Origin of the sequence: Salegentibacter echinorum, assembly GCF_900129445.1 — a bacterium.
GTDB classification, from domain to species: domain Bacteria; phylum Bacteroidota; class Bacteroidia; order Flavobacteriales; family Flavobacteriaceae; genus Salegentibacter; species Salegentibacter echinorum.
Window position 1 is genome coordinate 1 of the sequence record NZ_FQVT01000004.1, and the last position, 12,877, is coordinate 12,877.

Sequence of the window (12,877 nt, forward strand, 5' to 3'; positions counted from 1 at the left end):
GACGCCAAAGGAAAATATATCCATAATGTTAAATCTAAATATTTAATCAAATATAGGATATTTTCCGGTATTTAGGAATGTTTACGGATATACAGTTGCGTAATAAGATTTAAACTACTTCAAAAATGATCTTGAAAATGTAATCATTTCCCTTAAGTTTGTTTTATACGCTTTCTGAATAAAATTGCTAAAAATGACCAAAAATAAACCGGAAGTATGGTTAAGAGGAAAGTTGCCTGGGATACCAGATTTACTGCAACCCGCTGCTCACGCCTTGTTACAATCTAAAGAAGAAGTAGTAAACTATATGCAGGATTTCCCCAAAGAATTACTTTGGAAGGAGCCAGGAAATAGGGCATCGGTAGCATTTCATTTGGAACATCTAACGGGGGTAGTAGATAGAATGTTAAGTTATGCTAAAAATGAAAAACTATCTAAAGCGCAATATGACTATTTGGAAAGCGAAGGGAAACCCGATGAAGAAATTAGTGTAGATATTCTAGTTCAGAACTTTAAAAGTAAGGTGGCAGAAGCTATAGTTTTTCTCGAAAATACACCAACGAGAGAATTAACAACATTTAGACCGGTGGGTAGAAAAGAACTACCATCAAGTCTTATAGGCTTGTTGTTTCATGCGGCAGAACATAGCCAACGGCACGTGGGGCAACTCCTGGTGACCATAAGTTTTGTAAAAGAAATTGAGCAGTTTAAAATGGGAGGTTGTTAACATCTACATTTCCGCCACTAAGAATTATTCCCAATCTATTTCCGCGAAAGTTTTCTTTCTCACGCAATACCGCCGCAAATGGAACGGCGCAAGACGGCTCTACAACAATTTTTAAGCGTTCCCATAGCAATTTCATCGCATTAATAATCTCATCTTCTTCCACGCGAATGACTTCTGCCACTTTATCTTTTATTACGGGAAAATTCTTATCTCCCAGGTGTGTTTTAAGTCCGTCGGCGATGGTATTTGTAGTTTCATTAAATTCAATTTTCCCGCTTTTTATAGATCTATAAGCATCATCTGCTTTAAAAGGCTCTACGCCTATGGTGGTGCAATCTTCACCATAAAAATCTACTGCCAGGGCAGTGCCGGCCAATAAACCGCCGCCGCCAACCGGGGCGAGGATTATATCTAATTCCGGAAACTCTGCTAAAAATTCTTTTGCAGCAGTTCCCTGCCCGTAAATCACGTTTAAATCGTTAGAAGGGTGTAGGAAAGTTGCACCGGTTTCTTTCTGAATCTTTTCCGCAGCTTCTTCCCGTGCTTTAATATTGGGATCGCATTCTGTTATCTTTCCGCCATAGGTTTTAACGGCATCTTTTTTCACTTGTGGAGCTGAAGAAGGCATCACGATATAAGCGGGAATCCCAAGACTTTTTGCTGCTAATGATACTGCCTGGGCAAAATTACCTGAAGAATGTGTAACCACCCCTTTTTCCCTTTCTTCAGCTGTTAAAGCGAGCATTGCCGAAGTTGCGCCGCGCATCTTAAAAGATCCTGTTTTTTGAAAATTCTCACATTTAAAATATACTTCGGTTTCAGCAAGCCCGTTTAAGAGTCGGGATTGTAAAACCGGGGTGCGGTGTATATAGGTGGAAATGTCTTTGTGAAGTTTTGAAAATTCTTTTTCTGTGATCATTTTATGCGGAATTAAAGGTTGAATTTTTTTCAGTGAACAGTCGTAATATGCAGTTTGCAGTTGATAGAACACCAAACTATAAACAATAAACCAGGAGTTAATAAACTGCCTTGTCTTTAGTCCTTAAAAATAACAAGCTCAGAACTCAAACCGATAACCCACAAAACTCACAACCGACAACTGAATTAAACTTCCTGAATGGGAATAGAGAGTAATGGTATTTTGGCATTTTTAAACAATTCTATCGATACGCTTTCATCAAACAAATTATAGAAAAAACTGCGTTGATGTGTGCCAACAATAAGTAAATCGGCCTTTAGTTTTTTAGCTTCTTCCAGCACCGTTTCTACGGTAGAACCCTGAATTAACAGCGCATCTGAGTCAATTTCTGGTTTTATGAACATTTCACAAATTTGCTGCAGTTTTTTATGTTCATCCTGTAACTCATCTGCTCGCAGGTCTCTTATATATTGTGGTCCCGTTTCATATCCTACAAAATCGGGGTTTGGGGCGGCCACGTGGACCACCCATAATTTTGCCCCGTGTTTTTCTGCAAAACTCTCTGCATAAGACATTAATTCCCCCACTGTGTCATTAAAATCTACTGCTACTAAAATGTTTTTTAAAACTTTCATCGTATTTAAAATTAGTGGTTAATGTTTTACAGATGGAATTTTGAAATCAAAAGGGAAGTTTTTAAATAACAACTTCAGTATTAAAAATTAATACCCTCTATCGCGCTCTACTACATTTTTAAGTGTTTTATCATCCTGCATATTCTCATAATTCTCTAAAATTTGAGGAACTACAGATTTTGGATGCGTAACACTCGCCACATGTGGAGTTACCCTAATTTTATCATGAGTCCAAAATGGATGTTCTTTTCTAATGGGTTCTTCCCAGAATACATCTAATGCAGCACCAGATAAGTGACCATCGTCTATTTTTGCCAGCAGGTCGTGCTCTACTAAATGTTCTCCTCGCGCCACATTAATGAAGTAGGCTCCTTTAGGTAGTTTTTCGAAGAGTTCTTCATCTAGTATTTGCTCTGTTTCTGGCGTTAATGGTAGCATGTTTACAAGAATATTAGACTGCTCCAGGAAATCATCTAATTCATCTTCCCCTGCAAAACTCTCAATATTTTCAATTTCCTTTTTAGATTTTGAATAACCTATTACCTGGAAATCGTGTTTAAGTAGAAAGCTGGCAACACTTTGTCCTAGATTCCCCAGTCCTAAAATCCCCACTTTAATTTCGTTATTACGGGTATAAGGAATTGGATCCCATTCTTCCTGAAGCTGTTTTTCACGATAGTGTAACAAATTTCTTTGGTGTGCTAAAATAAGTGTAAGAACAAAAGTTCCCATGTCCTCTTCCAGCCGGTTATCTACAACCTTTGTGATTTTTACATCTTCGGGAAGTTCGGGGTCACTGGTTATATGATCTACCCCGGCGCCCATGGAGGCAACAACTTTAAGATTTGGGTAATTTTGGAAAATACCGCGTGGATGGTTCCAGGTTAAGGCAAATTCAACTTCTTCTTTATCATGATCTTCGGGATAGACAATAACGTCTAATCCGGGATTTTGATTTCTTAATTCTTCAACCCAGGCTTTTGGATCTTTACCCGGGCTAATAACTAGTAATGACATTCTTTTTATTTTTTTGGAATGGTTAATATTAATTTACAAAGGCGCTGTAGCCGGTAATGGCGCGCCCCACAATTAGTGAATTTATTTCTTTTGTACCTTCATAGCTATAAATGGCTTCGGCATCGGCTACAAACCTGGCAACATCGTGCTCCAGTAAGATCCCATTGCCGCCCATGACTTCTCTTGCCCTGCTCACTACATCCCTGGTTCGCATACTGCAAAATACCTTAGCTAAAGATGCGTGTTCGTCTTGCAGTAAACCTTCGTCCTGCATTTCAGACAATCTAAATACCAGGGTTTGCATGGCGGTAAGATTGGATACCATTTCTACCAAATGGTTTTGTATTAATTGGTAGGATGCTATTGGCCTGTTAAATTGTTCTCTTTTTCTGGTATATTTTAAAGCGCTTTCATAAGCACCCCTGGCACAGCCTACTGCCTGCCAGGCTACCCCGGCCCGGGTCATTTTTAATACTTTGGCGGTATCTTTAAAGGAGTCTGCTTTTTGCAACCGGTCTCCTTCGGGGATTTTACAGTCAGTTAAGGTAATAAGGGCGTTTTGAACAATACGCAAGGCCATTTTATCCTCCATTTTTTTTGCTTCAAAGCCCGGATTTTCCTTCCTAACCAGGAAGCCTTTAACTTGATTGCTATCTTCATCCCTTGCCCAAATAACAATGACATCGGCAAAGGTTGCGTTACCAATCCATTTCTTTTGTCCGTTTAAGATCCAGTTTTCACCATCAAATTTACAGGTGGTCTCCAGGCCTCCTGCCACGCCAGAACCTACATTTGGTTCGGTAAGACCAAAGGCACCTATTTTTTCCAGTTTTTGCATTTTAGGGAGCCACTCCTGTTTTTGTTCCTCACTGCCACAAAGATAGATGGAGCCCATAGCCAGGCCGCTGTGTACGCCAAAGAAGGTTGAAATGGAAACATCTACCCGGGCAATTTCCTGCGCAATAATTCCTTCCATTAAAAAAGGTAGGTTAGGACAGCCGTAACCTTCATAAGGCACGCCGGTGATATTTAATTTTTTAAACTTTTCAATTATTTCATAAGGAAATTTGGCCTTATTCCAATGATCATTTACCAGAGGGCGTACTTCATCTTCCATAAAGTTACGCACTTCCATTTGTAGTTTGCGCTGCTCATCGGTTAGTTTAAGGTCTAGATTGTAGAAATCACCGCTAATTGGAGGAAGTTCACTTTGACCTTTTTTGCGCTTGGTTTTTAACATCTTCATCAAGCCTTTGAGTTGGGACTCATCTAACTCTCCAAGCTTTTTCATGGCTTCGGCAAGATCTATTTGCTTATTTATCTTTGCTAATTGATCTAAATCGACCGATTTTAATAAGTTGAAAGTGTTTTTTACCTTTTTGAAAACAGACATATACTAATGGATTGGTGTAACTTTAAAAATAGGAATTAAAATAGTGTCTGGCTGTTAAAGCTTTCCGAAGAAAAGAGAAAATAGGACTGTTTTAACGGATCTTTCAGTTTCATGTGATTTGGATTTAAAAATAACGGGTTAAGATTCCCTGGAAAACCTCAAAATCTACCGAAAATATTGGGCATAAAAAAACGCCTTCCGAATTAACGAAAGGCGTTTCTTTTAAAGGATTTTGTTTCCTTCTTGATCGTGAAAATGATATTCCATATACGTGTAAGCGTCTCTTGGTAAAATTTTCACCCATCGTTTATGGTCTAAAAACCATTGCGAACGGGGAGATGGAAAGCCTTTGGTTAGAAAGGCTGCAATAAATGGATGCGCACTTAAAGTGATCTTTTTTTGATCCTTTTTAAGTAGCTTTTCCAGGTCGGTTTTAATTTTGTTTACTAAAAGTATTGGTGCTTCAATTTCACCATTTCCGTTGGGGTTTTCCTCACGGGTTTTAATATTCATTTCCGGCCTTACGCGTTGTCTTGTAATTTGTATCAACCCGAATTTACTCGGTGGCAAAATCTTGTGTTTTGCGCGGTCGTCACTCATTTCTTTTCTTAGGTGATCATAGAGGGCTTTGCGGTTTGCTGCTTTGCCCATATCTATAAAATCTACTACAATTATGCCGCCCATATCGCGTAAACGCAATTGCCGGGCAATTTCTGTAGCACTAATTAAATTCACCTCCAGTGCGGTATCTTCCTGGTTTTTAGATTTGTTGGAACGGTTGCCACTATTCACGTCAACAACGTGCATGGCTTCTGTATGTTCTATTACCAGATAGGCGCCTTTGCTCATAGAAACGGTGCGCCCAAATGAAGTTTTTATTTGTCTTTCGATACCGTGTTTTTCAAAAATTGGAACATTGGATTGATGTAATTTTACAATCGATTCTTTGCTAGGGGCGATCTCGCCCACATAGTCTTTAATTTGTGTATATAGCGTTTCGTCATCTACAGTAATAGAAGTAAAAGTATCGTTAAAGATATCTCTTAACAGGGAAGATGCCCTGTTTAATTCTCCCAGTACTTTAGAGGGGTGATGCGGTTTATACATTTTTTTACACATTCCCGTCCAGCGACCCATTAAATTTTGTAGGTCTCTGTCTAGTTCTGCTACTTTTCTGCCTTGTGCTACGGTTCTTACAATAATCCCAAAACCTTTGGGTTTAATGCTCTTCACCAGTCTTTTTAACCGGTCCTTCTCTTCTTTGCTATCAATTTTTTGTGAAACTGAAATACGATTTGAGAAAGGGACCAATACAATATAACGACCCGCAATAGAAAGCTCTGAGCTTATCCTGGGACCTTTGGTGGAAATAGGTTCTTTTACTACCTGAACCAGTAGCGATTGATTTGACTTTAGAACATCGGTGATAACCCCATTCTTGTCAATATCTTTTTCAAAAGTAAAATTCTTGAGGGAATAATCTTTTAATTTACCTGTGCTTACACGTTTTATGAACTTAAGCATGGAAGAAATTTGCGGGCCTAGATCGTGATAGTGTAAAAAACCATCTTTTTCATAGCCTACATTTACAAATGCGGCATTTAGCCCGGGAACAGCTTTTCTAATTTTGGCTATAAAAATATCGCCAACATTAAATTTGTTGCTGTCTTCTTCCTTGTTGAGTTCAATAAGTTTTCCATCTTTTAATAAGGCAAAATCTACAGCAGAGGTTTCGGACCTAATAATTAATTCTTTGTCCACTCTATTAGATTTTTGTCCCGAAAGTAATCGGGATGGATTAAACATTATTTTATCACAGGGTTTTTAATCCTGAAGAAACCCTAAACGAATTAGGTGAGCAGGGTTTCGATTTCAATGAACATTTTAAATAAAAAAAGTAGTGTGAAACTACTTTTTCTTGTGTCGGTTAGCTCTGTTTCGCTTTTTACGCTTATGCGTCGCTACCTTATGTCTTTTTCTCTTTTTTCCACTTGGCATAGTGTTCCTTTTTAATTAATAAATTATTTTAAATAGAGGCGGTGTGATTACTACCTCAAATTACTTAACTTCTACGTTAGATTTAACCCCTTCAACAAAGATTTTGGCAGGTTTAAATGCAGGAATGTTGTGTGCAGGAATCTTAATAGTGGTGTTTTTAGATATATTTCTTCCGGTTTTTTCTGCTCTTGTTTTTACCACAAAGCTTCCAAATCCTCTTAAATATACGTTATCTCCACTTTCTAAAGAAGTTTTTACCTCTTCCATAAATGTTTCAATAGTAGCCTGTACATCACCTTTTTCCATTCCTAATTTTTCTGAAATGTTTGCTACGATATCTGCTTTCGTCATTTTCGTACTATTTAATATTATAATATTGGGGTTTCCAATTTTTCAAGGGCGCAAATATATGAATTAAATATACAATATTTCAAGCCTAATTCATTAAATAATAACGGAATAAACTTTTAATATTGCACAAACTCTTATTTATAGATGGTGTTTTCTAAAATATTGATTTCCTGGTATTTAAAAAATAAACGTGACCTGCCCTGGCGCAAAACCCGGGAGCCATATCGCATTTGGCTTAGTGAAATCATGCTGCAACAAACCAGAATTGAACAGGGATTACCATATTACAATCAGTTTATTGCCGCTTTTCCCAGCGTTTTTGATCTGGCTGAAGCTCCACAGGAAAAAGTACTTAAGCTCTGGCAGGGTTTGGGTTATTACTCGCGCGCCAGAAACCTGCACGAAACGGCAAAAAAAGTCGCGACAGAGTTTAACGGGAAGTTTCCAAAATCCTTTAAAGAACTCAAAAAACTTAAGGGAGTAGGGGATTATACCGCAGCGGCCATAGCTTCTATTTCTTATAATGAGCCGGTAGCTGTTGTAGATGGAAATGTGTATAGGGTGCTTTCTCGTTTTTTTGAGGTGGAAACATCTATAAATTCCACCGCCGGTATTAAAGAATTTAAAGAGCTTGCTTCAGAATTACTGGATAAAAACAACCCTTCCAATTTTAACCAGGCTATTATGGAGTTTGGTGCCCTGCAGTGTAAACCGCGTAATCCTCTGTGTGAGAGTTGTCCATTAAATTCGGGCTGTTTAGCTTTAAAAAATGGTAAGATAAAAGAATTGCCGGTTAAGCTGAAGAAAACGAAAGTTAAAAAACGCTATTTTAATTATTTGGTGCCTATTTCTGAAGAAAATGAAACCCTTATTAAGCAACGCAGCGGTAAAGGTATTTGGCATGGGCTCTATGAATTCCCCCTCATTGAAACAGAAGAAGCCTGGAAGCCTGGGGTAACTCTTTCCGAAGAAAAAATCAATGAACTTGTAGGGACTAAAAATTACACTTTGAGTCTTTATAATGAACAACCGGTGATTCATAAACTTTCACATCAACATATTTACACCCATTTTTGGATGGTAAAAATGGAAAACCTGGGTGTGGAAGCCGTACCTTTGCAAAAAATTTTGGAATATCCTGTGCCGGTTTTAATCGCTAATTTCCTTGAAGAGACGGCTCTGGAAAACTATTCCCTGTAAATTAATTAAAGTTTTATTGATTTTCGTTTTAAATAGCAAGAATTTTTTCAGTATTTTAGAGTATAATTAAATAGCCTAAATGGCAAAAACATAAAGAGATGGCAGGTACATTAAATAAAGTAATGCTTATTGGAAATACGGGTGATGATGTAAAAATGCATTATTTTGAAGGTGGCGGAATGCTCGGTCGTTTTCCGTTGGCTACCAGTGAAACTTATACTAACAGAAGCACAAACGAACGCGTTACCAATACCGAATGGCACAATATCGTAGTGCGAAATAAAGGTGCCGAAATTTGCGAAAAATACCTTAAAAAAGGAGACAAGGTTTATATAGAGGGAAGAATAAAAACCCGTAAATGGCAGGATGACAAGGGAAATGATCGCTATACTACAGAGATTCATTGCACCGAATTTACCTTTTTAACACCAAAGGGAGAGAGTGACAACAGCGGCGGATATTCGCAGCAGCAAAATTCCCCGGCGCAAAATCAACAAAACACAGCTAAAAATGATAATTTTGCCGGTCAATCTATGGCAAAAGAAGAAGAGGAAGATGATTTGCCTTTTTAAGTCACTACTGTCCAGTTAAAATAGACTGAGTGACAGTTGGTTATAATCAAGTTCTTTGACATTACTATAATCTATATTCATAAAAAGCTCATTTATAGGGGTTTTATCTAATAATGAGATGCCCAAAACCTGTAATATTTCGTAGGTTGAACGCTCCAATTTTAGTTTATCTGCCACAATAGAGACCAGACAGTAAGCACTTATCGCACAGTAGATCTGGATTTTTACGGCATTTTCAGATGTTCCCCAGAAGGATTTTATTTTCAAGTGTTGCTTGACCCATTTAAAGAAAAGTTCCACCTGCCATCTTTTTTTGTACAGTAAGGCAACCTCCTCGGCAGTAACCTTCATGTTGTTTGTCAAAAAGATAAAGGTTCGGTTTGACTCTTTATCATAATATTTCACTCTGCGAAGTTTTTCTGGATACTCTTGGGAGGTATAAAAACCACTTAATTTTCCAATCTGGTCACATCGGATCCCAGTTAGCTTATCAACTTTATTAGAGTACATCCGCCTGAATTTGGTATTCGATTTTGCCCGAACTACAAAGTAGGCTGAGCAACGTTCTATTTTGTACAACCTAGTGTAATCAAGATATGCACGATCAAATATATAGTGGGCACCCGTTTCATAAACCAGCTCATCCATTGCCTTCACGTCATGAACGTTAGCAGGGGTAATATGCAGAAAGGCTGGTATCTGGGTGTTTACATCATATAAAGTGTGAAGTTTGATTCCTCCTTTTGCCTTGCGAAATTTCGCCCACCAAAAGACATTTAGACAAAGATCTATGGTGGAGGAATCAAAGGCATAAATGTTTTCCTTTGATTTTAAAATCATCACTAGAATGCAATTCCCGGGCTATAGCGATCAGATGATAGGCAAAATCTTCAAAAATTTTTGAATTGCGAACTTCGTTGGCTTTTGCAAAATTACTTCTGGTAACACTTTTGCCCAATCCAAGATGATACGATTTTCCACTATGAGCATCAAGCGCAACGATTAGGTCTCGGAGGCTTTCTCGATTAGTCAGCTGACCGAATAGCATACAAAGTAGTTGATTCCAGCAAGTAAAATGTTTCACATACCTGTTTCCATCATGCTTTTTGACAAACCTATCAAAAACTCGTTGGGGTAAATATCCCGTCAATTGGGAGAAAACGTATTTTCCTTGATTCATGGTCGCCAAATTTTAGAGGCTAAACCTAATCAATTCAAATCGTCACGCGCCTATTAAGCTTGTAAAGTATAGATTATCAGTAATTTCAAAGAACAATTAAAATTTTTAATGGACACTAATGTTTTTAAGTATAATTTAAACCGCGTCATTTGGATTCAGAACCTCCCAGTTTAATTTTATTTTGGGCCGTTTTAGATTTTTCACAGCTAATAAGCTACCTGGTTCTATTATTGCTGTTGCTTTGTTCTGCCCTAATTTCTGGGGCCGAAGTGGCTTTCTTTTCACTTAGCCCGGCCGATATTATTACCGAAGATGGAAAACGCAGCAAAGCCCAGCAAATTGTTGTAAATCTGCTCGATAAGCCTAAAAAATTGTTGGCTACTATTCTCGTAGCCAATAACTTTATCAATATTGCTATCGTGCTGTTGTTTGATAGTATTACAGAAGATCTTTTTGGAGATATCAATATTGTTTTCTACGGAATTAACCTAAAGTTTATAGTAGAAGTAGGGGTGGTTACCTTTGTGATTTTACTGTTTGGAGAAATCTTACCAAAAGTTTATGCCAGTAGAAACAATGTGTTGTTCTCTAATTTTATGGCGCGTCCACTTAATTTTTTAGATACTATTTTTACACCTTTAAGTCAGCCAATGCGGGCAGTGACTATTTTTATGCATAAGCACCTGGGAAAACAGCGTTCCTTTATTAGTATAGATCAGTTGTCGCAGGCTTTAGAGCTTACCAGTGAAGAAGATACTACCCAGGAGGAACAAAAGATACTTAAGGGAATTGTTTCTTTTGGAAATACAGATACCAAACAAGCCATGCGACCTCGTATGGATATTTTTGCTTTTAATGAAAACCAGGATTACAAAGAAATTATCCCTGAAATTATTGAAAATGGATACTCCAGGATTCCAGTATATCGTGAGAATATAGATAATGTGATTGGGATTCTTTATGTAAAAGACCTTTTGCCATATCTGGATGAAAAAAGCTTTAATTGGACCGGGTTATTACGTAAACCTTATTTTGTGCCAGAAAATAAGAAGTTAGACGATCTTCTTAATGATTTTAAGCTGAAGAAAAATCACCTGGCCATTGTGGTAGATGAGTATGGAGGAACCAGTGGTTTGATTTCCCTGGAAGATATTATTGAAGAAATTGTTGGTGATATTAGTGATGAGTTTGATGATGAAGATTTGGTTTTTTCCAAACTAGATGAAAATACTTTTGTTTTTGAAGGTAAAACTCCTCTTAAGGATTTTTATAAAATCATGAAAGTGGAAGATCCGCAGGCTTTTGAGGAAAAAAAGGGAGAAGCCGATACCCTGGCGGGCTTTTTATTGGAAATTTCCGGAGGCTTTCCCAGTAAAAATGATGTGATCTACTTTTTGAATTATAGTCTAGTGGTAGAGGTAATAGATGACAAGCGTATTAAACAAATTAAAGTGAATATCTCCCCGGTTTAATCGCGGGGCAATAGCCAGGGATTTAACTCCCCGGTTTTTTCTCAAAATAGAAGAATTTTTTCGGAAGCAAGTGAGGGTCTGGAAAGCACTTTGGTTTGTCATTATGAGAAACGAATCAATCAACCGATACTTGGAAATCAATAAAGTAGATTACTTCATTTCGTTTGTAAGGACGTTATGTCTTGCTTTTGCGACAGCCACTGTTGATTGCACGTGATACGAAAGACAGGGAGACGTTTTGGAAGATGATTGTATAGCCAATAGGTCTGGCTAAAGTTAAAGGAATAAGACAGGAATGCTTAAAATTATAAACAGATGAGAAAATGTTGGGTTGTGATAGCGGCGATGTTTTTGATTGTAGCATGTGGGGAAGAAGAAACCAAACCAAAACCCCGCGGATTCCTGGCTTTAGATTATCCGGAAGCACAGTATAAGTTTACCAACTTTGATTGTCCTTATAATTTTGAAATAAATACTAATGCCCGGGTAAAGCCCTCTCGCAATAATATTCCCTGTTGGATAGATTTAGAATATAAGAACCTTAAGGGAACCATATTTGTTACTTATCAACCGGTTCATGGAAATTTAGATTCCCTGCTTACCGATGCGCAAAATTTACCATTACAACATACTATAAAAGCCGATGGAATAGAAGGAGATATTTATACGAACCCAAAGCGTAATGTATATGGTATGTTTTATGAAGTATCTGGCGATGCAGCCTCGCAGGCACAGTTTTATTTAACCGATAGTATAAATCACTTTCTTACCGCTTCGGCTTATTTTAAAACCAAGCCAAATTACGATTCTATCGTTCCCGCGGCCGCCTATCTAAAAAAGGATATGAAAAGAATGATAGAAACCATGCAATGGCAGGATAAAACCGATTAGTCCTTTAAATTTTATTGAATTGAGAGTTTCTAGTGACTCTCATTCATAACTTTTGTTTTTTGAGTCTTTAGCATTTTACTTTTATCTCTTTGAAACATTATAAGATAATAGATGTGAAATAACATCAATAATTCAAAACCCGTCTTATTTTCGCGATTTTCGATTGAACGGGGTAGTTCCATTGCGGCATCAAAAAGAAAAAATAAGGTTATAAATAATATGCCTGAAACCAGGTTTTTTAACCTAATTTCAATGTACCGTTTCCTTTCAATTTTTTCTTTTGAAAATGAAAAGAATATCAAGGCTAATAAGAATAAATATTTGGCCAACGGGATAAATATATCTTTGTTTAAATTTACTTGTTCAACATAGCTTAGTACACCCAGCACTACAGAGAGACCTGCTATTGCATAAGCTATTGTTTTAAAATAAGTTGGTAGAAGTTTTTTGTTGGGATCAAATTTCATAAGTATGCTTAAATTTAAAAAAAACCGACCCTAAGGCCGGTTTTTTCTAACATTA

At 37.4% G+C, this 12,877-nt stretch carries 14 protein-coding genes; 5 read left to right on the top strand and 9 right to left on the bottom strand.

Annotated elements, in window-relative coordinates:
• Window positions 1-193 precede the first annotated feature (193 nt).
• The gene (locus tag BUA71_RS07840; RefSeq protein ID WP_072878445.1) at window positions 194-727 is read left to right on the top strand and encodes a DinB family protein; all 534 of its coding nucleotides are present in this window, start codon (window positions 194-196) and stop codon (window positions 725-727) included.
• On the opposite strand, the gene BUA71_RS07845 is transcribed toward BUA71_RS07840, so the two are convergent.
• The 6 genes from BUA71_RS07845 to BUA71_RS07870 all read right to left on the bottom strand — a co-directional run bounded on the left by BUA71_RS07845 (window position 708) and on the right by BUA71_RS07870 (window position 7,058).
• On the bottom strand, window positions 708-1,646 hold the full coding sequence (locus tag BUA71_RS07845; RefSeq protein WP_072878447.1) for a pyridoxal-phosphate dependent enzyme: 939 nt from the start codon (window positions 1,644-1,646) through the stop codon (window positions 708-710). The two genes, BUA71_RS07840 and BUA71_RS07845, sit on opposite strands and share 20 nt — an antisense overlap.
• A 185-nt stretch (window positions 1,647-1,831) precedes the next feature.
• Entirely contained in the window at window positions 1,832-2,281 is a 450-nt protein-coding gene (locus tag BUA71_RS07850) for a universal stress protein (RefSeq protein ID WP_072878449.1), read from the bottom strand.
• An 87-nt stretch (window positions 2,282-2,368) separates the two neighbouring features.
• Window positions 2,369-3,298, bottom strand: a complete 930-nt coding sequence (locus BUA71_RS07855; RefSeq protein WP_072878451.1) for a 2-hydroxyacid dehydrogenase — start codon at window positions 3,296-3,298, stop codon at window positions 2,369-2,371.
• A gap of 28 nt (window positions 3,299-3,326) precedes the next feature.
• On the bottom strand, window positions 3,327-4,691 hold the full coding sequence (locus tag BUA71_RS07860) for an acyl-CoA dehydrogenase family protein (protein WP_072878453.1): 1,365 nt from the start codon (window positions 4,689-4,691) through the stop codon (window positions 3,327-3,329).
• Between the two features lie 222 nt (window positions 4,692-4,913).
• Entirely contained in the window at window positions 4,914-6,452 is a 1,539-nt protein-coding gene (locus BUA71_RS07865) for an Rne/Rng family ribonuclease (RefSeq protein WP_072879059.1), read from the bottom strand.
• 297 nt (window positions 6,453-6,749) lie between these two features.
• Complete coding sequence (locus tag BUA71_RS07870; RefSeq protein ID WP_262506751.1) at window positions 6,750-7,058, bottom strand: HU family DNA-binding protein; 309 nt, start codon at window positions 7,056-7,058, stop codon at window positions 6,750-6,752.
• A 126-nt stretch (window positions 7,059-7,184) separates the two neighbouring features.
• On the opposite strand from BUA71_RS07870, the gene mutY reads away from it, so the two are divergent.
• Entirely contained in the window at window positions 7,185-8,240 is a 1,056-nt protein-coding gene (mutY, locus tag BUA71_RS07875; RefSeq protein ID WP_072878457.1) for an A/G-specific adenine glycosylase, read from the top strand.
• A gap of 98 nt (window positions 8,241-8,338) precedes the next feature.
• The gene (locus BUA71_RS07880) at window positions 8,339-8,812 is read left to right on the top strand and encodes a single-stranded DNA-binding protein (RefSeq protein WP_072878459.1); all 474 of its coding nucleotides are present in this window, start codon (window positions 8,339-8,341) and stop codon (window positions 8,810-8,812) included.
• Window positions 8,813-8,827: 15 nt separating this feature from the next.
• Here the strand turns inward: BUA71_RS07880 and BUA71_RS07885 are convergent, their stop codons facing one another.
• Both BUA71_RS07885 and BUA71_RS17710 read right to left on the bottom strand, forming a co-directional pair.
• Window positions 8,828-9,652 (bottom strand): IS4 family transposase, encoded by an 825-nt coding sequence (locus BUA71_RS07885; RefSeq protein WP_245812563.1) that lies wholly within the window; start codon window positions 9,650-9,652, stop codon window positions 8,828-8,830.
• A complete protein-coding gene (locus BUA71_RS17710) occupies window positions 9,615-9,992 on the bottom strand; it encodes a DUF4372 domain-containing protein (RefSeq protein ID WP_217653610.1) in 378 nt (125 codons plus the stop codon). The genes BUA71_RS07885 and BUA71_RS17710 overlap by 38 nt, the downstream gene beginning before the upstream one ends.
• A 149-nt stretch (window positions 9,993-10,141) precedes the next feature.
• Here BUA71_RS17710 and BUA71_RS07890 point away from each other — a divergent pair, with 149 nt between their 5' ends.
• Window positions 10,142-11,464, top strand: a complete 1,323-nt coding sequence (locus BUA71_RS07890) for a gliding motility-associated protein GldE (RefSeq protein ID WP_072878460.1) — start codon at window positions 10,142-10,144, stop codon at window positions 11,462-11,464.
• A 315-nt stretch (window positions 11,465-11,779) separates the two neighbouring features.
• Window positions 11,780-12,355, top strand: coding sequence for a gliding motility lipoprotein GldD (gene gldD, locus BUA71_RS07895; RefSeq protein ID WP_072878462.1), 576 nt, complete (start codon window positions 11,780-11,782; stop codon window positions 12,353-12,355).
• 29 nt (window positions 12,356-12,384) lie between these two features.
• On the opposite strand, the gene BUA71_RS07900 is transcribed toward gldD, so the two are convergent.
• Entirely contained in the window at window positions 12,385-12,822 is a 438-nt protein-coding gene (locus tag BUA71_RS07900) for a hypothetical protein (RefSeq protein ID WP_072878464.1), read from the bottom strand.
• Between the last annotated feature and the right edge of the window lie 55 nt (window positions 12,823-12,877).